The sequence below is a fragment of the Frigoribacterium salinisoli genome (genome assembly GCF_054781095.1).
Window position 1 is genome coordinate 502799 of record NZ_BAAGVB010000001.1, and the last position, 21028, is coordinate 523826.

Annotated in this window: 20 protein-coding genes; 14 read left to right on the top strand and 6 right to left on the bottom strand. The window is 73.6% G+C overall.

Annotated features, from left to right (window positions below; translation table 11 throughout):
• Nucleotides 1-5 precede the first annotated feature (5 nt).
• A complete protein-coding gene (locus tag ACYVHQ_RS02410; protein WP_460510536.1) occupies nt 6-893 on the top strand; it encodes an NUDIX domain-containing protein in 888 nt (295 codons plus the stop codon).
• A gap of 60 nt (nt 894-953) precedes the next feature.
• Here ACYVHQ_RS02410 and ACYVHQ_RS02415 read toward each other — a convergent pair whose 3' ends face one another.
• Nucleotides 954-2312 (bottom strand): S1C family serine protease, encoded by a 1359-nt coding sequence (locus ACYVHQ_RS02415; protein ID WP_460510537.1) that lies wholly within the window; start codon nt 2310-2312, stop codon nt 954-956.
• Nucleotides 2313-2581: 269 nt separating this feature from the next.
• Here ACYVHQ_RS02415 and ACYVHQ_RS02420 point away from each other — a divergent pair, with 269 nt between their 5' ends.
• From ACYVHQ_RS02420 to ACYVHQ_RS02430, 3 genes are all read left to right on the top strand, one after another.
• A complete protein-coding gene (locus tag ACYVHQ_RS02420) occupies nt 2582-3082 on the top strand; it encodes an FHA domain-containing protein (protein ID WP_460510538.1) in 501 nt (166 codons plus the stop codon).
• A complete protein-coding gene (ftsR, locus tag ACYVHQ_RS02425; protein ID WP_460510539.1) occupies nt 3082-3780 on the top strand; it encodes a transcriptional regulator FtsR in 699 nt (232 codons plus the stop codon). The genes ACYVHQ_RS02420 and ftsR overlap by 1 nt, the downstream gene beginning before the upstream one ends.
• A 198-nt stretch (nt 3781-3978) precedes the next feature.
• Entirely contained in the window at nt 3979-4527 is a 549-nt protein-coding gene (locus ACYVHQ_RS02430; protein ID WP_460510540.1) for a MerR family transcriptional regulator, read from the top strand.
• Between the two features lie 100 nt (nt 4528-4627).
• Here the strand turns inward: ACYVHQ_RS02430 and ACYVHQ_RS02435 are convergent, their stop codons facing one another.
• On the bottom strand, nt 4628-5440 hold the full coding sequence (locus tag ACYVHQ_RS02435) for a ParA family protein (protein WP_460510541.1): 813 nt from the start codon (nt 5438-5440) through the stop codon (nt 4628-4630).
• An 85-nt stretch (nt 5441-5525) separates the two neighbouring features.
• Here ACYVHQ_RS02435 and ACYVHQ_RS02440 point away from each other — a divergent pair, with 85 nt between their 5' ends.
• Complete coding sequence (locus ACYVHQ_RS02440; protein ID WP_460510542.1) at nt 5526-6023, top strand: peptide deformylase; 498 nt, start codon at nt 5526-5528, stop codon at nt 6021-6023.
• 4 nt (nt 6024-6027) lie between these two features.
• On the opposite strand, the gene ACYVHQ_RS02445 is transcribed toward ACYVHQ_RS02440, so the two are convergent.
• A complete protein-coding gene (locus ACYVHQ_RS02445) occupies nt 6028-7848 on the bottom strand; it encodes an AMP-dependent synthetase/ligase (protein WP_460511218.1) in 1821 nt (606 codons plus the stop codon).
• Nucleotides 7849-8007: 159 nt separating this feature from the next.
• Here ACYVHQ_RS02445 and ACYVHQ_RS02450 point away from each other — a divergent pair, with 159 nt between their 5' ends.
• From ACYVHQ_RS02450 to ACYVHQ_RS02460, 3 genes are all read left to right on the top strand, one after another.
• The gene (locus ACYVHQ_RS02450; protein ID WP_460510543.1) at nt 8008-8964 is read left to right on the top strand and encodes an ROK family glucokinase; all 957 of its coding nucleotides are present in this window, start codon (nt 8008-8010) and stop codon (nt 8962-8964) included.
• Nucleotides 8965-8989: 25 nt separating this feature from the next.
• Nucleotides 8990-9679 carry a lysophospholipid acyltransferase family protein gene (locus ACYVHQ_RS02455; RefSeq protein WP_460510544.1) on the top strand — a complete coding sequence of 230 codons (690 nt, stop codon included), beginning with the start codon at nt 8990-8992 and terminating at the stop codon, nt 9677-9679.
• Nucleotides 9680-9772: 93 nt separating this feature from the next.
• The gene (locus ACYVHQ_RS02460) at nt 9773-11146 is read left to right on the top strand and encodes a class II 3-deoxy-7-phosphoheptulonate synthase (protein ID WP_460510545.1); all 1374 of its coding nucleotides are present in this window, start codon (nt 9773-9775) and stop codon (nt 11144-11146) included.
• A 40-nt stretch (nt 11147-11186) separates the two neighbouring features.
• Here ACYVHQ_RS02460 and pknB read toward each other — a convergent pair whose 3' ends face one another.
• Nucleotides 11187-13130, bottom strand: a complete 1944-nt coding sequence (pknB, locus tag ACYVHQ_RS02465) for a Stk1 family PASTA domain-containing Ser/Thr kinase (RefSeq protein ID WP_460510547.1) — start codon at nt 13128-13130, stop codon at nt 11187-11189.
• 64 nt (nt 13131-13194) lie between these two features.
• Nucleotides 13195-14511, bottom strand: a complete 1317-nt coding sequence (locus ACYVHQ_RS02470) for a LysM peptidoglycan-binding domain-containing protein (protein WP_460510548.1) — start codon at nt 14509-14511, stop codon at nt 13195-13197.
• Nucleotides 14512-14777: 266 nt separating this feature from the next.
• Between ACYVHQ_RS02470 and ACYVHQ_RS02475 the strand changes: the two genes are divergently transcribed.
• The gene (locus ACYVHQ_RS02475) at nt 14778-15134 is read left to right on the top strand and encodes an Rv2175c family DNA-binding protein (RefSeq protein ID WP_460510549.1); all 357 of its coding nucleotides are present in this window, start codon (nt 14778-14780) and stop codon (nt 15132-15134) included.
• 50 nt (nt 15135-15184) lie between these two features.
• On the opposite strand, the gene ACYVHQ_RS02480 is transcribed toward ACYVHQ_RS02475, so the two are convergent.
• Nucleotides 15185-16306, bottom strand: coding sequence for a polyprenyl synthetase family protein (locus ACYVHQ_RS02480; protein WP_460510550.1), 1122 nt, complete (start codon nt 16304-16306; stop codon nt 15185-15187).
• 99 nt (nt 16307-16405) lie between these two features.
• Between ACYVHQ_RS02480 and ACYVHQ_RS02485 the strand changes: the two genes are divergently transcribed.
• The 5 genes from ACYVHQ_RS02485 (at nt 16406) to ACYVHQ_RS02505 (ending at nt 21016) form a co-directional block, all read left to right on the top strand.
• Nucleotides 16406-16801 carry a DUF3040 domain-containing protein gene (locus ACYVHQ_RS02485; RefSeq protein WP_460510551.1) on the top strand — a complete coding sequence of 132 codons (396 nt, stop codon included), beginning with the start codon at nt 16406-16408 and terminating at the stop codon, nt 16799-16801.
• A 244-nt stretch (nt 16802-17045) separates the two neighbouring features.
• Complete coding sequence (gene mraZ / locus ACYVHQ_RS02490; protein WP_460510552.1) at nt 17046-17477, top strand: division/cell wall cluster transcriptional repressor MraZ; 432 nt, start codon at nt 17046-17048, stop codon at nt 17475-17477.
• A 101-nt stretch (nt 17478-17578) separates the two neighbouring features.
• Complete coding sequence (gene rsmH / locus ACYVHQ_RS02495) at nt 17579-18529, top strand: 16S rRNA (cytosine(1402)-N(4))-methyltransferase RsmH (protein WP_460510553.1); 951 nt, start codon at nt 17579-17581, stop codon at nt 18527-18529.
• A complete protein-coding gene (locus ACYVHQ_RS02500) occupies nt 18526-19167 on the top strand; it encodes a hypothetical protein (protein ID WP_460510554.1) in 642 nt (213 codons plus the stop codon). Before rsmH ends, ACYVHQ_RS02500 begins: the two co-directional genes overlap by 4 nt.
• Nucleotides 19168-19249: 82 nt before the next feature.
• The gene (locus tag ACYVHQ_RS02505; protein WP_460510555.1) at nt 19250-21016 is read left to right on the top strand and encodes a peptidoglycan D,D-transpeptidase FtsI family protein; all 1767 of its coding nucleotides are present in this window, start codon (nt 19250-19252) and stop codon (nt 21014-21016) included.
• The last annotated feature ends 12 nt before the right edge of the window (nt 21017-21028 follow it).

The window sequence follows — 21028 nt, forward strand, 5'->3', positions numbered from 1 at the left end:
GCACCGTGACCGTGCACGGCCCGGCCGACGGCTGGGTCGAGGGACCGGGCGGCCAACGGTTCTGGGGACGCGAGGGCGCGGCGGGGCTGCTCGCGGTCGACGCGGGGCGGGTGCTGCTGCAGCACCGCGTCGCCTGGAGCCACTTCGGGGGCACCTGGGGCCTGCCCGGGGGTGCGCGCGACGTCGACGAGAGCGCCGTCGAGGGTGCCCTGCGCGAGAGCGCCGAAGAGGCGGCGGTCCCGCGCGATGCGCTCGAGGTGGCGTTCACGTCGGTGCTCGACCTCGGTTTCTGGTCCTACACGACGGTCGTCGCCCGCGTGACGCGTCCGTTCGAACCCGTCATCTCGGACGCCGAGAGCACCGAGCTGGCGTGGGTCCCCGTGGACCGGGTGGACCAGCTGCCGTTGCACCCGGGCCTGGCCGCCTCCTGGCCGCTCCTGCGCACGCAGCTGGACCGGCGCCCCCGGCTCGTGGTCGACGTCGCGAACGTCGTCGGGTCGCGACCCGACGGCTGGTGGCGCGATCGGGCCGGGGCCACCGACCGCCTGCTCGACGCGGTCGAGGGCGCGGCCGACGAGGGCTGGCCCGCCCGGTGGTTCGGTCTCGCCGAGGAGGGCCCGGGCGCACCGACGCTCGTGCGGGCCCCCGTGACGGCGGTGGTCGAGGGCGAGGCGCGTGCCGTGGCCGACCGGTCGGGCGCGGTCCTCGTCGAGCGGGCCAGCGCCGAGGGCGACGCGACGATCGTGCGGGTCGCCGCCGGGGCGGCCGACCCGGCGGCCGACCCCGTGGCGGTCGTGACCGCCGACCGGGACCTCGCCGAGCGCGTCCGTGCCGTCGGTGCCGCCGTGCTGGCTCCGTCCGCCCTGCTCGGCCTGCTCGACGACCGGCGCTGACGGGACGGGCAGGAGGCGCGGTGTCGTCGAGCCCGCGCCTCCTGCCCGTCCCGCCCCGGCTCAGGCCGCCGGACCCGCGCCGAGCGCCACGGTCGCCGTGCGCGCGGTGCCCGTCGCGTCCGTCCAGCCGACCACGACCCGGTCGCCCGCGTCGTGGGCGCGGACCGCCGTCGTGAGGGCGTCGGCGTCGCCGACGACTGTGCCGTCGACGGTCGTGACGGTGTCGCCCGCGCGCAGTCCCGCCGTCGCCGCGGCGCTGCCCTCGACGGTGCCGGCGAGGGCGACGCCGCCGCCGGGCGAGGTCGGGCCGTCCGCGACCAGCGCGCCGAGGAACGCGGGCAGGCCGATCTGCACCGTGCCGGTGCCCTGCCCGGACCTGATCTGCTGCGCCACGGCCAGGGCGTCGTCCACGTCGATGGCGTAGGCCGTGACGGGTGCGACGCCCGACGAGGCCGCCGTGACCATGCCGACCACCTCGCCCTCGGCGTCCCGCAGCGGCCCTCCGGAGTCGCCGGCCACGACGTCCGCGTCGATCTCGAGGAGGCCGTCCAGCGACTCGGTGCTGCGGTCGGTCTCGCTGGCGACCGTGAGGGCCCGGTCGGTGGCGAGCACCGTGCCCTGAGCGGTGACGAGGTCGCCCGTGCCCGCCGCGTTGCCGGTCGAGCGGACCTCGTCGCCCACGGCGGGGTCGTCGTCGTCGATCGTCACCGTGTCCAGGCCCGTCGCGTCGCGCAGCTGGAGGACGGCGACGTCCGCCGTCGCGTCGGTGCCCATGACGTCGGCGGTGAAGCGTCGCCCGGTCGTCTCGTCGGTGACCGCGATGCTCGTGGCGCCCCGCACCACGTGGTCGTTGGTGAGCACGACGCCGTCGGCCGTGAGGAGCATGCCGGTCCCCGCGCACCGTGCCGTGCCGTCGTAGCCGAGGGCCGCCTCGATCGTCACCACCCCGCGCTGCTCGTCGGCCGTGGCGGTCGTGGCCTGCTGCTGTGCCGTCGTGCCCCCGGCCGTGGGCGACGACGCGTCCGCCCCGCCCTGCGCGGGCGACGAGGGGTCGACCGCGGTGCCGCTGCCGGGCGTCGCGGGCAGGAGGCTCGGGACCCGTCGCTGGGCCGAGGTCACCGCCGCGGTCTCGCCGACGGCGCGACCGAGCGACCACGCGCCCGCGCCGGTGCCGCCCAGCACGAGGGCGGCGGCCGCGGCCGCACCCGTGACGAGGACCCAGCGCGACGGGCGACGCCGCGGAGCCGGGGCGGTGCCGTGGCGCCCGGCAGGGCCGGCCGTCGCGGCGGGGAGCGCGTGCGCGTCGACGTCGTGTCCTCCGTCCCGCGCGGCGGAGGCGGTCCCCGACCGGACCGGTGCGGTGGCCGCGGGCTCGCCGTGGTCGTGGTCTCGGTCCGGGTCGCGGTCGATCTCGGTCATGGTCCTGGCGCCTCCTCGGGCTGGTCGTGCGGTGCTCGTGCCGTGCTCCGATCCGACCTCTGCCGGCCCTGGAACGTCCCTGGGCGGGCTGGGTGCCGGTCGGGAGGATCGCCAGGGGACGCCGAGAGCCGCCCGTCCCGCCTCCGTCCCGGGAGGGGGGACCGTCGTCCGTGCGACGGACGCGGTGCTGCTCCGGGTCGCGACCTGGGGATCCGGTGCTGGACCGGGGGTCCGGTTCCAGTACGCTGGGACGCCGAAGGAGGTCCACGATGGCAGAGCCCGCCCACCCCACCCCCGACCGTCGCGAGTCCGCCGGTCACGTCAGTGGTGCCCCGGCCCACGAGGCCGACACGACCGCGAGCTTCGCAGAGGAGTTCCAGGCCCAGCTGGCCGCGCTCGAGGGTGGCGTGTCCACGGACGAGCACGACGCCGTCTCGGCCCTGCCCTCCGGGTCGGCCCTGCTCGTCGTGCGCCGCGGTCCCAACATCGGCGCGCGCTTCCTCCTCGACAGCGACGTCACGGTCGCCGGCCGCCATCCCGACGCGGGCATCTTCCTCGACGACGTCACCGTCAGCCGCCGGCACGCCGAGTTCGTGCGCCGGGGCACCGGTTTCGTGGTCCGTGACCTGGGCTCGCTGAACGGCACCTACTTCGACGGCACCCGCATCGACGAGGCCCGCCTGAGCGACGGGGCCGAGGTCCAGGTGGGCAAGTTCCGCCTGACCTTCTACGCGTCGCGCGTGGACCTGGCCCACCTGGCCATCGGGTAGTGGCCGCGACCTCCGCCGCCCGGGCCGGGGCGTCGGCAGCGCCCGACCTGCTCACCATCGGGCAGGTGCTCGCGCGCCTCAAGCCCGAGTTCCCCGACCTCAGCAACAGCAAGCTGCGCTTCCTCGAGGAGCGGCAGCTCGTGACGCCCGTGCGGACGGCGTCCGGCTACCGCAAGTTCTCCCCGAGCGACGTCGAGCGCCTCCGCTTCATCCTGGGGCTGCAGCGCGACCACTACCTGCCGCTGAAGGTCATCCGGCAGCACCTCGACGACCTCGACGCGGGTCGTCCCTCGACCGTCCCCGGCAGCTCGGCGCCCGCATCGCTCCTCTCGACGGTCCGTCGCTGCACGCGGAGCGAGCTGCTCCGTGCCTCCGGCGCCCCGGCGTCGCTCCTCGACGACGCGGTCGCCACGGGGCTCCTGCCGGCCGCCGAGCAGTACGACGACGAGTCCGTGGCCGTCCTGACCGCGCTCGTCGAGCTCGCGGCGTCCGGCATCGGTCCGCGGCACCTGCGTCCCCTCCGCGCGGGCGCCGAGCGCGAGGTCGCCCTCATCGAGACGGCCCTCGCCAGCGTCGCGCGGCGCCGTGACGTGGCCGGTCGCGCCCGGGTCGCCGAGGCCTCGCGCGAGCTGGCCGGTCAGCTGGACGTGGTCCGGGCGAGCCTGTTGCGATCGGCACTGGCGCGGCTCGACGCCTGAGCGTCCGCCCGCGGGCATGGACTCCGGGGCCTCGGGAGAATATCCTCGACACGCCGACCCCTCCACGCGGATGTGGCCGTGTCGGGGGCTCGCGGCCGGTACCGTTGCACTCGGAACAACCATCAACCCGGCGTTGAACGTTACGGGTGGGGACCGACGCTCCGACGCCGGTCCGCGCAGACACTGAGAGGCGACCGCATGAGAGAGACAGGTTCTCCCGAGGGATCCAGGTACGACCTGGGCCTGCTCTTCACCGACGGCCTGCCCGAGCTCGACGCCCAGAGCGGCTACCGCGGCACCGTCGCCGCCCGCGCCGCCGGCATCACCTACCGACAGCTCGACTACTGGGCACGCACGGGCCTCGTCGAGCCCACGGTGCGCAGTGCCGCCGGGTCGGGCTCCCAGCGCCTCTACGGCTTCCGCGACATCCTCGTGCTCAAGCTCGTCAAGCGGCTCCTCGACACGGGCATCAGCCTGCAGCAGATCCGTACGGCCGTGAACCAGCTCCGCGAGTCCGGCGTCAACGACCTGGCCCAGACCACGCTCATGAGCGATGGGGCCAGCGTCTACCTCTGCACGTCCGACGACGAGGTCATCGACCTCGTGAGCCGCGGCCAGGGCGTCTTCGGCATCGCCGTCGGCAAGGTGCTGCGCGAGGTGGAGTCCAGCCTCGTGGAGCTCGACGCGACCCCCGCGGCCGATCCCGCCGACGAGCTCGCCGCGCGACGCGGCACGCGGGCCAGCTGACGCCGTCGGGCCGCCCCGGGCCTCCTGCTGCCCCCGTGGCACGACGACGCGACGCCCCCGGTCCGAGGACCAGGGGCGTCGCGTGGTCGTGCCGACGGCCTCAGCGGGTGGCGGCCTCGGCGTAGTCGCCGATCTTCGCCGTGCGCATGATGCGCTCGAGCAGCTGGTCGAAGTTGCGGGCCATCTCTTGCGCGCTCTCGCCGGGCCAGGCGTGCAGCGGCTTGGCCGCACCCTGAGCCTGCTGCAGCGACGTGCGCTCGGGCAGCTGAGGGGAGAGGACCAGGGGGCCGAACATGTCGCGGAGCTCCTTGATGCGGAACTGGTGCTCGAGGGACTGCACGCGGGCACGGTTCACGATGATGCCCAGGGGCTGGAGGCGCGGGGACAGCCCGCGACGGATCTCCTCGATGGCCCGCAGCGCACGGTCCGCCGCGGCGACGCTGAACAGGCCCGGCTCGGTGACGACGGTCACGCGGTCGGACGCGGCCCAGGCCGTGCGGGTGAGGGCGTTCAGCGAGGGCGCGCAGTCGATGAGGACCAGGTCGTAGTCCGCCTCGACGATGGCCAGGGCCTCCTCGAGCTTCCAGATGTCGCGGATGGAGGGGTGGGGCCCGTCGAAGTTGATCGCCGAGGGGCTCCCGACGAGCACGTCGATGGTGCCCTGGCGGCCTTTCGTCCATCCGCTCGGAGCGATCGCCGCGCGGACGGTCTTCTCCTTCGGGGACGCGAGCACGTCGGCGACGTTGAGGTGCCCCGAGACCGCGACGTCGAGGCCGGTCGAGACGTCCGACTGGGGGTCGAGGTCGACGACGAGGGTGCGGAGGCCCTTGGCGAAGGCGGCCGAGGTGAGTCCGAGCGTCACCGTCGTCTTGCCGACGCCCCCCTTGAGAGAACTGACGCTGAGTACATGCACGAGACGACGATAGCGCGTCCGGTCGATGAAGCGGCTGACAGCGCGGTGCACGCGGCCGGGTCGCATCTCGTGGTGGAGTAGTGGCGTGACCGTTCGACCCATCCGCCTCTTCGGCGACCCCGTGCTCCGTTCGCCCGCCGACCCCGTGACCCTCGGCGACCCGCGCCTCGCGGCGCTCGTGACCGACCTCCTGGACACCGTGCGCGTGCCCGGCCGTGCCGGCGTGGCCGCGCCCCAGATCGGCGTCGGCCTGCGGGCCTTCAGCTACAACGTCGAGGGCGAGGTCGGCTACGTGCTCGACCCCGTCGTCGTCGAGGCGTCGGGGGAGCACGACCTCGTCGACGAGGGCTGCCTCAGCGTGCCCGACTTCTGGTTCCCCACGCCGCGCTGGTCCTACGCCCGGGTGGAGGGCGTCGACCTCGCGGGCGACCGCGTCGTGCTGGAGGGCACGGGCCTCATGGCCCAGGCGCTGCAGCACGAGACGGACCACCTGGCGGGGACGCTCTACGTCATGACCCTCGAGCCCGAGACCCGCCGCGAGGCGCTGCGCGAGATCCGCGCGAGCGACTGGTGGCGGGCCTGAGCCGTCAGGCCGTGCGGATCGAGTCGGTCGCGTCCGTGGCGTAGAGCTCGGCGATCTGCGACGCGAAGTCCGCGTGCACGACCGCGCGCTTGATGCTCATCTTCGGGGTGAGGTGGCCACCGGCCTCCGTCAGCTCGACCGGCAGCACGACGAACTTGCGGATCGACTCCGCGCGCGACACCCGCGAGTTCGCCTCGTCGACGGCCCGCTGCAGCTCGGCGAGCACCTTGGGGTGCTCGGCCGCCTCGGCGAGCGGCATGTCGGCGGCCTCGCCCGCGTTGTTCAACCACACGGGCAGCATCTCGGGGTCGAGGGTCACGAGGGCGCCCACGAACGGGCGCTGGTCGCCGACGACCACGACCTGGCCCACGAGGGGGTTGGACCGGATCGGGTCCTCCAGCACCGCCGGGGCCACGTTCTTGCCGGCCGCGGTGACGATGATCTCCTTCTTGCGGCCCGTGATCGTGAGGTAGCCCTCGTCGTCGAGCGCGCCCAGGTCGCCGGTGCGGAACCACTCGCCGTCCATGGCCTCCGCGGTCGCCTCGGGGTCGTTCCAGTAGCCGGCGAAGACGTTGACCCCCGCGACCTGGACCTCGCCGTCGTCGGCGATGCGGACCCGGACGCCGGGCAGCGCGGGGCCGACGGTGCCGATCTTGAAGCGCTCGACGAGGTTGACGGTCGCGGGCGCCGTGGTCTCGGTCAACCCGTAGCCCTCGCAGACGCGGATGTCGAGGCTGCGGAAGAAGTGGCCGAGGCGCAGGCCGAGCGGCGCCGAGCCCGACACCGCGTAGCGCACGCGGCCGCCCATGGCCCTGCGGAGCTTGGAGTAGACCAGGGCGTCGAAGAGCCGGAACCGCAACGCCAGGCCCGTCGGGACGTGACCGTCGTCGAGGGCCTTCGAGTGGGCGACGGCGACGGCGGCGGCTCGTCGGAAGATGCCCCCGCGACCCGAGGCCTCCGCCTTCTGCTCGGCGGAGTTGTAGACCTTCTCGAACACGCGGGGGACGGCGAGCAGGAACGTCGGCCGGAACGACGCCAACGACGGCAGCAGCTGCTTCGTGTCGGCCTGGTGGCCGACCTTGACCCCGCCGTGCACGCACATGACCGAGATGAAGCGGGCGAAGACGTGGGCCGTCGTGACGAACAGGAGGGTCGAGGCGCCCTCGGCGACGATCTCCGACATCGCCACGGTGGCGTTCCTGCTCGTCTCGACGAAGTTCGAGTGCGTGAGCACGCAGCCCTTGGGGCGCCCGGTCGTGCCGGAGGTGTAGATGATCGTCGCGAGGTCGGAGCCCGTGGCGAGCCGTCGACGGCGCTCGAGCTCGTCGTCCGCGACGTCGCGGCCCGCGGCGGCGAGCTTGTCGAGGTCGCCGAGGTCGATCTGCCAGACGTGCTCGACGTCGGGCAGCTCCGCGTGGACCTCGTCGAACCGCGCGAAGTGGTCCGGGGTCTCGAGGAACACCGCGACGGCTCCGCTGTCGCTGAGGTTCCAGTGCACCTGCGAGGGGGAGGAGGTCTCGTAGACGGGCACGAGCACGGCGCCCGCGAACCAGGTCGCGAAGTCGACCAGGGTCCACTCGTAGCGCGTGCGGCACATCATGCCGATGGCGTCCCCGGGCTGCACGCCCGCCGCCACGAGCCCCTTGGCCAGGGCGCGCACCTGGTCCAGGAAGGTCCGGGCGGTGACGTCGCGCCACCCGCCGGTGCCGTCCGGCAGGCCGAAGAGGGGGAGGTCGGGGGTGGCCGCCACCCGCGCGAGCAGGAGGTCGGTGGCCGTGTCGCCGGGGGCGGCCGGCACGGCGGCGGGGACGCCGTGCTCGCGCAGGCCTCCGGTGGGGGCGCCCGCGCCTCGCGCGGGTCGGGTGACGTCGTGGTCGCTCACGGCAGCTCCTTCGGTACCGAACGATGGTCCGGCCAGCCTAGCGGGACGCGCTCCGCGCGTGGCCGGTGGAGCGCGGCCGAGCGGCCGCTAGACTCTGCCCTCGTGCAGGCCATAGGTATCGACATCGGCGGAACGAAGATCGCGGGGGCGGTGGTCACCGAGCTGGGCGAGATCGTCGCCGAACGGCGGGTGCCCACGGACGCCGGCGACGCCGACGCCATCGTCGACGCGGTCGTCGACATGGTGCAGGAGCTGCGGGCCGAGCACCCCGACGTGGTCGCGGCGGGCGTCGCGGCCCCGGGCTTCATCGACGCCTCGCAGTCCGTCGTCTACTACACCCCGAACATCCCCTGGCGGAACGAGCCCCTGCGCGCGAAGCTGGCCCGCCGCCTCGACCTGCCCCTCACGATCGACAACGACGCCAACGCGGCCGGGTGGGCCGAGTTCCGCTACGGTGCCGGCCGGCTGGCGAGCGACATGACGATGCTCACCATCGGCACGGGCGTGGGCGGCGCGATCGTCGTCCAGGACGCCCTCCTCCGCGGCGGCTTCGGCACCGGCGGCGAGCTCGGCCACGTGCGCGTCGTCCCCGACGGCCTGCCCTGCGGGTGCGGCGCCCGCGGCTGCATCGAGCAGTACGGCTCGGGCCGCGCGCTCCTGCGCATGGCCGGCGTGATCGCCGACGCGGAGCCCGAGGGGCGCGGCGCGGCCCTCGCCGCCCGTCGACGCGAGGCGGGCGAGCTCGACGGCCACGACGTCAGCACCCTGCTGCAGGCCGGCGACCCCGGCGCCCTCGCGGCCCTCGCCGAGCTGGGCTCCTGGCTCGGCCAGGCAGCCGCCTCCCTGAGCGTCGTGCTCGACCCCCAGGTCTTCGTCTTCGGCGGGGGAGTGGCGCAGGCCGGCGACCTGCTGCTCGACCCGGTCCGCGAGGCCTACCTCGCCCACCTGCCCGCCCGCGGGTACCACCCCGAACCCGAGTTCGTCATCGCCGAGCTCGTCAACGACGCGGGCGTCGTCGGCGCCGCCGACCTGGCCCGCATCCACGCGGCCCGTCGGTAGCAGCGGTCGATCGAGAGGCGCGACGATGCTCTACTGGATCCTCAAGACCTTCGTGGCGAGCCCGCTGCTGCTCACGGTGTTCCGGCCCTGGGTGCGCGGCCGTGAGCACGTCCCCGCCTCGGGCGCGGTGATCTTCGCGAGCAACCACCTGTCGTTCGTCGACTCGATCTTCCTGCCCATCGCGCTCGAACGGCGCATCTCGTTCCTGGCCAAGAGCGACTACTTCACGGGGCGAGGCCTCAAGGGCTGGGCGACGCGACTGTTCTTCAACGCGACGGGCCAGCTGTCGATCGACCGTTCCGGCGGCAAGGCCTCGGAGGCCTCTCTGGCGACGGGGCTCGCCGTCCTCGCGCGCGGGGAACAGCTCGGCATCTACCCCGAGGGCACGCGCAGTCCCGACGGGCGCATGTACCGCGGGCGGACGGGCGTGGCGCGGATGATCCTCGAGGGCCACGTGCCCGTCGTCCCCGTGGCGATGATCGGCACCGAGCAGGTCATGGCCACCGGCACGAAGATCCCCAAGCTGCGCCGCGTGGGCGTCGTCTTCGGCGAGCCGCTCGACTTCAGCCGCTTCGAGGGCATGGAGGGCGACCGCTTCATCCTGCGGTCGATCACCGACGAGATCATGTACGAACTGGCACGCCTCAGCGACCAGGAGTACGAGGACGTCTACGCGTCCACCGTCAAGGAGCGCCGGGCCGCCTCCGCGCGCTGACGCGTCACGGTCACCCGCCCCCCGTTCGCTCCGCGATAAGCTCGCACGTCGGGCCCGTCCGGGTCCGATCCCGACCGAGACTCGAGGAAGACCGTGTCCCAGCTCGCAGAACCGACCGTGCTCACCGATCCCGACGTGCTGGACGGCCTGGACCGCTGGCGCACGTTGCCGATCAAGCAGCAGCCGGCCTGGTCCGACGGCGACGCCCTCCAGGCCGCCTCGTCCGAGCTCGCGACGCTGCCGCCGTTGGTCTTCGCCGGCGAGGTCGACACGCTCCGGGACCGTCTCGCGACGGCAGCCCGTGGAGAGGCCTTCCTGCTGCAGGGCGGGGACTGCGCCGAGACGTTCGCCGGTGCGACGGCCGACCAGATCCGCGACCGGGTCAAGACGATCCTGCAGATGGCCGTGGTGCTCACCTACGGCGCCTCGATGCCGGTCATCAAGATGGGGCGCATGGCGGGCCAGTTCGCCAAGCCGCGCTCGAGCGACACCGAGACCCGAGACGGCGTGACGCTGCCCGCCTACCGCGGCGACATCGTCAACGGCTACGACTTCACCCCCGAGTCGCGGCAGGCCGACCCCTCCCGGCTCGTCCGCGGGTACCACACCTCGGCCTCGACCATCAACCTCATCCGCGCCTTCACGCAGGGCGGCTTCGCCGACCTCCGTCAGGTGCACAGCTGGAACCAGGGCTTCGCGCGCAACCCGGCGAACGCCCAGTACGAGCACCTCGCCCGGGAGATCGACAAGGCCATCCGTTTCATGGAGGCGGCCGGGGCGGACTTCGAGGAGCTCAAGCGCGTCGAGTTCTACACGAGCCACGAGGCGTTGCTGATGGACTACGAGCGTCCGCTCACGCGCATCGACTCGCGCACGGGCACGCCCTACCTCCTCTCGTCGCACTTCGCCTGGATCGGCGAGCGGACGCGCGACCTCGACGGCGCGCACGTCGACTACCTCTCGCGCGTGCGCAACCCGATCGGGGTCAAGCTCGGCCCCAGCACGACGCCCGACGACATGCTCCGACTGATCGACGCGCTCGACCCCGATCGCGAGCCGGGCCGGCTCACCTTCATCACCCGCATGGGGGCCGGCACGATCCGCGACGCCCTGCCGCCGTTGCTCGAGGCCATCAAGGGCGCCGACGCGACGCCCCTCTGGGTCAGCGACCCCATGCACGGCAACGGCCTCACGACCCCGACGGGCTACAAGACGCGCCGGTTCGACGAGATCGTCGACGAGGTGAAGGGCTTCTTCGAGGCGCACCGTGCCGCTGGCATCCACCCCGGTGGCATCCACATCGAGCTCACCGGCGACGACGTCACGGAGTGCCTCGGCGGCTCCGAGCACATCGACGAGGCGACCCTGGCGACGCGTTACGAGTCGCTCTGCGACCCCCGGCTCAACCACATGCAGTCGCTCGAGCTCGCGTTCCTCGTGGCGGAGGAACTCTCCGCGCAGGCCTGACGGTGCGCGGGGCGTCCCGTGAGGGGCGCCCCGGAGCCGGTCACTGCCGGTAGGTGAGGCGGACCGTGCTGCCCCGCTCGACGCTCGTGCCGGCGACGGGCAGCGTGTCCTCGACCACCACCACGGCACGCCAGCCGTCGAGGACCTCGCAGAGCACGTTGGTGCACTCGTCGTAGCTCACGAGGATCCCCAGGTCGTCGAGGGTCGCGGTCGCAGACGCGATCGACTGCCCACGGACGTCGGGGAGGACCACCGGGGCCGGGCCCTTCGAGACGACGAGGTCGACGGTCCCGCCGGGCACGACGGGGCCCTCGCCCTGGGGCGCGGCACGCAGGACGACCCCTGCGGGGACCTCGTCGCTGAACTCCCGCTCCTGCTCGACCCCGGCCAGGTCGACGGCCTGCAGGGCGGCGACGGCCTCGTCGACCCCCTGTCCGGCGACGTCGGGCACGGGTCCGAGCGAGACGGTGAGCGTCACCGGCTGCTGCTCGCCGTACTCGTCGGCGTCGGCGAGGTCGACGGACCCGCCGTCCGGCCCGACGCCGGCGACGCCCACCACCGTGCCCTGCGGCTCGTCGCGGAACTGCCGCACCGGGTCCGTGAGCGAGAAGCGGTCGAGGGCCGCCACCGCCTGGTCCTCCGGCTGTCCGACGACCGTCGGCAGCTCGAGCGGCTGCGGACCCCGCGAGACCACCAGGGCGACCTCGGCGCCCCGGCGGACGCTGGCCTGCGCGGCAGGATCGGTCCCGGCCACCTGACCGGCCGGCACCGAGACCGAGAAGTCCTCGCGACGCTCGTCGGCCACGACGAACCCCGCCTCCGTGAGGACGGTCGCCGCGGCGGCCGGGTCGCTGCCGACGACGTCGGGGACGAGCGCCTGCCCACCGGGACCGGCACCGAACCACCAGGCCGCGCCTCCTGCGAGCAGCACGAGCACGAGCACGACGACGAGGGCCGCACGACCCCGGCGGCGTCGACGAGCCGCTGACGCGGCGAGGGCGTCGGCCGGGCCGGGCGGGACGGGACCCGTGCGGTGGCGTGCGCCCGGGAGCACCGTGGTCTCGCCCGTGGCACCGGAGCTGCGGGGCGCCGCTGCGGGGGGCAGCACCATGGTCCGCGTGAGGGGAGGGCCGGACGGGTCGCGGAGGACGCGCTGCACGTCGACGACCTGCTCGAGCAGCGCACGCGCGTCACGGGGTCGGTGCTCCGGGTCGCGAGCCGTGGCCCACAGCACGAGCTCGTCGAGCTCGAGGGGCACGCCGGGCTCGCGCAGGCTCGGCGCGGGGACCGTGTCGTTGGCGTGCTGGTACGCGATCTGCATCGGCTGCTCGCCCTTGTAGGGCTGCTCGCCGGTGAGCATCTCGAAGAGCATGATGCCGAGCGCGTAGATGTCGCTCCGGGTGTCGGCGACGCCCCGGGTCACGAGCTCGGGGGAGAGGTAGGCGATGGTGCCGAGCAGGGCAGCGCCCGTGGCCGTGTTGGCGGTCGCGGCGCGGGCCAGGCCGAAGTCGCCGATCTTGATGCGGCCGTCGTCGGCGAGCAGCACGTTCTCCGGCTTGAGGTCGCGGTGCACGATGCCCGCGGCGTGGGCGGCCGCGAGGCCGGCCAGCACGGCCTCGAGGATGTCCATGGCCTGCTCGGTCGTGAGCACACGGTGGTCCTGCAGGAGCTCACGGAGGGTGATGCCCGGCAGGTACTCCATCACCAGGTACGCGCTCTCGTCGTCCTGCCCCTGGTCGAACACGTTGACGACGTTCGGGTGGGCCAGGCGCGCCGCCGAGCGGGCCTCCTGCACGAAGCGCTCCTTGAAGGAGGCGTCGTCGGCGAGGTGGCCGTGCATGATCTTGATCGCGACGCGTCGCTCGAGCCGCAGGTCGGTCGCGAGGTACACGGTCGCCATGCCGCCGCGCGCGATGCGGGAGCGGACCTGGTAGCGACCGTCGACGAGACGGCCGATCATCGGGTCGGTCTGGTGCGCGCTCACGCGCTCGATCCTACGGAAGGGTCGGGTGCCCGCCCTCCCGACTCACCGGGTCGCGGGCAGCCGATCAGCCGAGCTGGGCGAGCCAGGTCCGCGCGGGGCCCTCCCACTTGGCGTAGGCGTCGGGGTAGGCGGAGATCTGCACGGCCTGCGCCGCCACGGTGACGCTCATGCCGGTCCAGCCGCGCACGTCGAGCAGCCCGCGCGTCCTGCCCTTGTTCGGGTTCGAGGGCCCGCCGAAGAACAGCTTCGTCGCGTGCACGGGGTCGGTGAGCTGGGCGGCGGAGCCCCAGCCCGTGCTCGGGCGCTGCTGGAAGAGGCCCAGCGAGTCGCGGTCGCCGTAGTCGATGTTCCGGAGGCTGGACTCCTGGGCGGCCGCGGCCAGGGCGATGACGATGCCCCGGTCGGAGACGCCCAGGGAGCGCCCCACCCGGATGATGGTCCGCGCGTTGCCCTGCTGCTCGTGCGTCAGCGTCGACGTGGTGACGAAGGGTGCGGGCCGCGTGCCCTCCGCGAGGACGACGCGGGGCACGCCGACCGCGGCGGTCGTCGCGCCCGGGAGGCGGAGGGTGCGGCCCGCGTAGATCGTGCTGGTCCAGCTGAGCCCGTTCGCCGCCATGAGCGCCTGCACCGAGGTGCCGGTCCGGCTGGCGATGGAGCTCAGGGTGTCGCCGGCGGAGATCTTGTAGCTGCCCGTGGGGGGCGTCGACGTCGGGGCGGCGGCGCGCGGGGCCGACGGTGCCGTCGCGGCCGAGCCCCCGGGGAGCGTCAGCTCCTGGCCCGGGTAGATGATGCTCGAGAAGGTGAGCCCGTTGGCCTGGATGAGCTGCTGCGTGGTGACGCCGTGGCGGCCCGCGATGGAGCTGAGGGTGTCGCCACGGACGATCGTGTAGCTGCCCGGCGACGTGGGCCTCGGGGCCGTGGAACGGGGGGTCGGGGCGGGGGCCGCGGCGGTGAGGCGCAGGGCCTGCCCCGGGAAGATCGTGGACTTCCAGCTGAGCCCGTTGAGCGCGAGGACCGACGCGGTGCTCAGGCCGAAGCGCCCGGCGATCGTGGCGACCGTGTCGCCCGACACGACCGTGTAGCTCGACGGGGCGGCGGCGAACGTGCTGCGCTCGTCGCGCTCGGGGGCCTCGGTCGTGCTGGCCGCCTGGACGGTCCTCGCCCGCTGCTCGCCCGAGGCGACCTCCGGGTCGGGGGCGGTGTGCGGGCGGCGCTCCGGCTCGGGGGCGCGCTCGGAGGCGAAGACGGGCCCCGTCATGCCCAGGGAGACGGCCATGCTGCCCGCGAGGACGATGGGCACCGTGCTGAGCAGCGAACGGCTGATCTTCGCCTGGCGGTCGAGGGTGCCGCTGGTGTCAGGGCCGGTCTGCGAGTCGTTCATGGAAGGTGTCCCCGGGGATCGGTCTCAAGGTGCCCTCGCGGGCTCGGGTGGTCGGCGTCGACGGCCCGCGGTGCAGCCGGGCGGCGTCGCCGTCGGACAGGGTCGTCGGCACGGGCTGCTCGGCGACGGGGGTCGCGCACCGCACGTGGCGGTACGAACCTGGCACGGTCCTGGGGACCAGTCAACCACGGAGGCGGTGCCGACGCGACGGCCGGGCGCCCGCGCGGGGGTCCGCGCGGACCCCCGGCCCGTGGCACAGTGGTGGGGTGACCGACACCACCGACCAGCCCTGGTACGCCGAGCACGAGTGGCTGACCGTGCCCGACCTCGTCGAGCGACTCGGCGTGGGCGTGAGCCGCGTCCGCCGGCTCCTCGAGGAGCGGGCCCTGCTCGCCGTCCGCGCGGACGGCACCCTCGTCGTGCCCGCGGCGTTCCTGCGGGACGGTGAGCCGCTCCCCGAGCTCCGCGGGACCTTCACCGTGCTCGCCGACGACGGCTTCACCGACGACGAGGCCGTGGACTGGGTGCTCTCACCGGAGGACTCCCTGGGGACGACGCCGCTGGCCGCCCTGCTCGAGGGTCGCAAGGCCGAGGTGCGACGGGTCGCTCAGAGCCTCCTCTGAGGCCGCGCCCGCCGCGCGTCCGCGACCCCGCGCGCCCCGAGGGCGCGCGGTCACCAGTCCCGGCGGGTCACCGTCTCGGCGAGGCGCGACAGCTGCGCTCGCGCCGAGGCCGCGAGGGGGGACCGGGAGAGGGCGTGCTCGGCGCGCTCGACCTGGTCCGTGATCGCCTGCTCGACCTCGTCGACCGCTCCCGAGTCGCGCAGCGTCGCCTGGAGCATGCCGATCTGGTCCGCGTCGAGCTCGGGATCGCCCAGCAGCTCGTCGAGCAGGCGCACCGCGCTCGACGGCAGGGTGCGGCGGGCGGTGGCGACGAGGACGGTCCTCTTGCCCTCGCGGAGGTCGTCGCCGGCTGGCTTGCCCGTCACGGCGGGGTCGCCGAAGACGCCGAGCAGGTCGTCGCGCAGCTGGTAGGCGATGCCGAGCGGGAGGCCGAAGTGGCGGAGGGCCTCGAGGTGCTCCGGGCGGCCGCCGGCCATCGCGCCGCCGATGGTCAGGGGCGCCTCGACGCTGTACTTCGCCGACTTGTAGACGATGACCCGCTGCGCCCGGCCGAGCAGCTCGGCGTCGGGCACGCTGCACCACGCGTTCTCCTCGACGATGTCGAGGTACTGGCCGAGCGTCACCTCCTGTCGCATGCGGTTGAACTCGGCTCGGGCCGCCGTCGCGGCGGCCCGAGAGGGCAGGGCGTCGAGGGCCCGGCTGACCAGCTCGTCGCTCCAGGCGAGGAGCAGGTCGCCCAGGAGGAGCGCCCCGGAGGTCCCGAACGGCGCCGCCGCTCCGAGCCACTCCCCGTCGCAGTGCAGCTGCTCGAAACGGCGGTGCGCGGCGGGCAGGCCCCTCCGGGTGTCGGAGTTGTCCATGATGTCGTCGTGCACGAGCGCCGCGGCGTGGAAGAGCTCGAGCCCCACGGCGGCGTCGACGACGGCGTCGAGCGACCGTTCGTCGTGCCGCTCGGGCAGGGGGTCGAAGTCGTCCCCGAGTCCCGCCACCGACTGCCACCCCCAGTAGCAGAACAGGGCCCGGAACCGCTTGCCGCCGCGCAGCAGGTCGCTCGAGAAGCGGGCGAACGGGTCGAGGTCGGGCGCGATGCCCACCAGCTGCGGTCGTCGCTCCTCCAGGAACCCGTCGATGCGCCCCTGGACGATGTCCACTAATCGCGTACTCTCAGCCACGCTGCATAGCCTAGCGAGCACGCGCGGGCCTACACTCGAGGCACCTTGTCACGCGTCGATCCCGAGGCCCGTGGGCCTGTGCTCGAAGGGAACACCAAGATGCCGCTGTCCGAGCAGGAGCAACGACTCCTCGAAGAGATGGAGCGGAGTCTCTACACGAACGACTCCGACTTCGTGGCGACCGTCGGCCGGTCCGGCCGCCCGAACTACACCGTCACCGTCCTCGGCGTGCTCGGCGCGCTCGTCGGCATCGCGGTCGTGGTCGCCGGGGTCGTGCTGCGCCTGCCCCTCCTCGGCGTGGCCGGCTTCGTGGTCATGCTCGTGGGCGTGCTGTTCGCGATCGCGCCGCCCCGCCGCAAGGGCGACGTGCGGCCTGCGTCTGCGGGGGCCCGCGCTCCCCGTCCCTCCACCTCGCGCCCCGCGCAGTCCTCGAGCTTCATGGACCGCCTCAACCAGCGGTGGGAACGCCGCCAGGACGGCGACGACCGCCGATAGGCGCTCCACCCTCCTCCACCACGTCACGACCAGAAGGGGTCGGCCTCCGGGCCGGCCCCTTCTTCGTCGTCCGCGGGGCCCGAGGGCGCCCCGCGACGCGCCGGGCCCTCCACCTCCCTCCACCCAGTTCGGCCCCGCCACGACGGGCCTGCCGGGGGTGCGCGGGCACGTTCCGGCGCGCCGGTCGTTGCTCGGTGGTGCGCGGTGGAGTAAAGTGGAGGAAAGCGGTGGAGAGGGGTGTGGCATGTTCCTCGGTACCCACACGCCCCGGCTCGACGAGAAAGGTCGGATCATCCTCCCCGCCAAGTTCCGCGACGAGCTCGCCCCCGGGCTGGTCATGACGCGCGGGCAGGAGCGCTGCATCTACGTGTTCAGCCGCGGCGACTTCGAGGAGATGCACGAGCGGATCCGCCAGGCGCCCATCGCCAGCAAGCAGGGTCGCGACTTCATGCGCGTGTTCCTGTCCGGCGCCAGCGACGAGGTCCCCGACAAGCAGCACCGCGTGACGATCCCCGCGCCCTTGCGCGAGTACGCCGGGCTCGGTCGCGAGCTGACCGTGATCGGGGCGGGCAACCGCGCCGAGATCTGGGACACCACGGCGTGGAACACCTACTACGAGGCCCAGGAGGCCTCCTTCGCCGACACCTCGGAGGAGGTGATCCCGGGACTCTTCTAGCTCCTCGGTCCTGACTCCCAGCCGTCCGCCCTGGCGCACCTTCCCCGGTGCCAGGTCGGGATGGATGGGGATCAGGGTCGAGGATCCGAGTCCTCCCGACCATGGCAGACCAGATCCACGTCCCCGTCCTGCTCGAGCGCAGCCTCGACCTGCTCGCCCCGGCCCTCTCCGCTCCGGGTGCCGTCGTCGTCGACTGCACCCTGGGCATGGGCGGACACTCCGCCGCGCTCCTCGAGCGGTTCCCCGAGGCGGTCCTCGTCGGGCTCGACCGCGACACGCAGGCCCTCGAGATCGCGGGGGAGCGCCTCCGGCCCTTCGGCGACCGCGTCCACCTCGTCCACACGACGTACGACGGCATCGGCGAGGCACTCGACGGCCTCGGCGTCGACGAGGCGCAGGGCGTCCTCTTCGACCTCGGCGTCTCCTCCCTCCAGCTCGACCGGGTCGAGCGCGGGTTCTCCTACTCGAAGGACGCCCCGCTCGACATGCGGATGGACCCGACGGGCGAGCTCACGGCCGAGCGGGTGCTCGCCGAGTACCCCGAGTCCGAGCTCCGGCGCATCTTCTACCAGTACGGCGAGGAGAAGCTCGCGCCGCGCTACGCCCGACGCATCGTCGAGGCGCGGGCCCACGCACCGCTCACGCGCAGCGGCGAGCTGGTCGACGTCCTGGTCGCCGCGACCCCGGCCGCCCTGCAGCGGGCCGGTCACCCCGCGAAGCGCGTGTTCCAGGCCCTGCGGATCGAGGTCAACGCCGAGCTCGCGTCGCTCGAGGCCGCCCTCCCGGCCGCCCTCGACCGCCTGGCCGTCGGCGGCCGTCTCGTCGTCCTCGCCTACCAGTCCCTCGAGGACCGCTTCGTCAAGCGCGAGCTGGCGGCCCGGACCAGTTCCACCGCGCCCGCCGGGCTCCCCGTGGAGCTCCCCGAGCACCGTCCCGAGTTCTCCCTGCTCGTCCGGGGCGCCGAGCTGGCGTCCGACGACGAGAGGTCCGTCAACCCACGAGCGACCCCCGTGCGCCTGCGCGCGACCGAACGCCTCCGGAGGCACGCATGAGCACAGCGACCGCACTCGCGCCCGCCACGGCAGGGCCCGACCACGGGTCCACGCGTCCGGTCGAGGTCGTGACCTCGCGCGACCAGCGGCGCGCCCGCCCCAAGGTGGCCTACGCGCTCGTCGCGACCGCCGCGCTCTTCGTACTGCTCCTGACCCAGCTCGGCATCAGCATCGCCCTGAGCGACGGGGCCTACCAGATCTCGGCGCTGCAGTCCGAGCAGACCGAGCTCGCGCGGGACCAGCAGAAGTACGCCGAGCAGCTCGACGTGCTGTCGTCGCCGCAGAACCTGGCGAACAACGCCGACGCCCTCGGGATGGTCCGCAACTCGAACCCCGTCTACCTCGACCTGGCCACGGGCGCCGTGCACGGGGTGCCGGCGCCCGCCGAGGCGGGCCCGGACGGCACGGGCGACAACCTCATCGGCAACACCCTGCTCCAGGGCGTCCCCGTCGTCGGTGCGGCGGACGCCGCGACGGGCGGGACGGCGCCCGCCGCCTCGGACCCGGCCTCGACGACGTCGCCCGGCACGACGGCCCCGGCCGCGGATGCCAGCGTCCCGGGCGCGGCGGTCGGGCCCGACGCCCCCGGCTCGGTACCGTCGGGCACGGACCAGCTCGCGGCCCCCGAGACCCGGTGACCGCGGCTCCACCGCCTCAGCACCAGCACCAGCACCACGACGACAGCGACCCGGCACCTCGGGGTCGCGGTGAGGAACCCCCGTGCACGCTGCCCCCCGCTCCCGCCGGCTGCGGGTGACGCTCGCCATGGCGCTCGTCATCGGCCTCGTCGGCGTCTTCGTCGTCCGGCTCGCCGACATCCAGCTCGTCCAAGCGGCCGAGCTCAACGACCAGTCGAAGCACAAGCGCGAGATCGTGCAGACGACGTACGGCGACCGCGGCGACATCGTCGACGCGTCGGGCACGGTCCTGGCGGGGAGCGTCACGCGGTACAACGTGACGGCTGCACCGGCCTTCGCCTCCGAGACGAAGGTCACCCGCGAGGACGGCACCGAGGAGCTCCTGTCGGTCACCGAGATCATGGCCGAGATCGCGAGCATCACGGGGGCCGACCCCGCTGCGCTCGAGGACTCGGTCACGCGCGACCCGGAGGCGAACTTCGCCTACCTCGTCAAGGGCGTCGACGTCGACGCCTACCGCGCCGTCAAGGCGCTCGGCGTGACCTGGGTCTACTTCGAGCGCCAGTCGGCGCGCACCTACCCGAACGGCTCGGTCGCGGGGAACCTCACGGGCTTCATCGGCACGGACGGCCCGCAGGCCGGCCTGGAGCTCACCGAGGACTCCTGCCTCGCCGGCACGAACGGCTCCCAGACCTACGAGCGGGGCGCCGACGGCGTGCAGCTGCCCGGCAGCACGGTCACGCAGGAGCAGGCCGTCCCGGGCGGCACCCTGCAGCTGACCATCGACAGCGACCTCCAGTACATGGTCCAGCAGGCCGTGGGCGAGCAGGTCGCCGCGATCGGCGCCGAGTCCGGCACCGCCGTCGTGCAGGAGGTCTCGACCGGCAAGCTCCTGGCCGTGGCCGACTCGCCCGCCGTCGACCCCAACGACGTGGACGGCACCGACGTGGCCGACCTGGGATCCAAGGCGTTCACCGCGAGCTACGAGCCGGGTTCGACGTTCAAGGCCATGACGGCCGCGATGCTGCTCGACGCGGGCGTGGCCTCGCAGACCAGCCGCGTGACGGTGCCGTACTCGCGGTCCTTCCCGTGGGGCGGCGAGATCCACGACGCGACCTTCCACCCGACCGAGCAGCTGACGCTCACGGGCGTGCTCCGCGACTCGTCGAACGTCGGCATCTCGCTGCTCGGCGAGAACCTCTCGAAGGACGCCCGCCACGACTACATGGTGAAGTTCGGCCTGGACGAGCCGACGGCGGTCGGCTTCAACGGGGAGCCCACCGCGGGCATCCGCCCGGCCTCGGAGTGGGACCAGCAGACCAGCATCAACACGATGTTCGGTCAGGGCGTCTCCACGACGGCCCTGCACATCGCGAGCATCTACCAGACGCTGGGCAACCACGGCACGCGCCTGCCGACCTCGCTCGTGGCGGGCTGCACCGCCCCCGACGGCACCGTGACGCAGGAGCCGAGCACCGAGGGCGTCCCGGTGGTGTCCGCCGCGGCGGCCGACGGCACGGTGCAGATGATCGAGAAGGTCGTCAGCGACGGCGACCTCGCGGACGTCCTCACGGTGCCCGGCTACCGCGTGGCGGCCAAGACGGGCACGGCCGAGGTGGCGAAGGCAGGAGGCGGTGGCTACGGGTCCGACCGCATCGTGTCGGTCGCGGGCCTCGCTCCGGCCGAGGACCCGAAGTACGTCGTCGTCGTGACCTTCACGAAGCCCAGTACAGTGAAGACGTCGGCCGCTGCGGCGCCGACCTTCAACGAGATCATGTCCCAGGTCCTCGAGATGTACCGCGTGCCCCCGTCGACGGAGCCGGCACCGGCCATCCCCACGACCTGGTGAGAGAAGAGGATC

Excerpts from the sequence above, each read along its gene's own strand:
- ACYVHQ_RS02455 (WP_460510544.1), top strand. The coding sequence starts at position 8,990 with ATGCTCTACTGGATCCTCAAGACCTTCGTGGCGAGCCCGCTGCTGCTC.
- ACYVHQ_RS02415 (WP_460510537.1), bottom strand. The coding sequence starts at position 2,312 with ATGACCGAGATCGACCGCGACCCGGACCGAGACCACGACCACGGCGAG.
- ACYVHQ_RS02430 (WP_460510540.1), top strand. The coding sequence starts at position 3,979 with ATGAGAGAGACAGGTTCTCCCGAGGGATCCAGGTACGACCTGGGCCTG.
- ACYVHQ_RS02500 (WP_460510554.1), top strand. The coding sequence starts at position 18,526 with ATGAGCACAGCGACCGCACTCGCGCCCGCCACGGCAGGGCCCGACCAC.
- ACYVHQ_RS02485 (WP_460510551.1), top strand. The coding sequence starts at position 16,406 with ATGCCGCTGTCCGAGCAGGAGCAACGACTCCTCGAAGAGATGGAGCGG.
- mraZ (WP_460510552.1), top strand. The coding sequence starts at position 17,046 with ATGTTCCTCGGTACCCACACGCCCCGGCTCGACGAGAAAGGTCGGATC.
- rsmH (WP_460510553.1), top strand. The coding sequence starts at position 17,579 with ATGGCAGACCAGATCCACGTCCCCGTCCTGCTCGAGCGCAGCCTCGAC.
- ACYVHQ_RS02420 (WP_460510538.1), top strand. The coding sequence starts at position 2,582 with ATGGCAGAGCCCGCCCACCCCACCCCCGACCGTCGCGAGTCCGCCGGT.
- ACYVHQ_RS02470 (WP_460510548.1), bottom strand. The coding sequence starts at position 14,511 with ATGAACGACTCGCAGACCGGCCCTGACACCAGCGGCACCCTCGACCGC.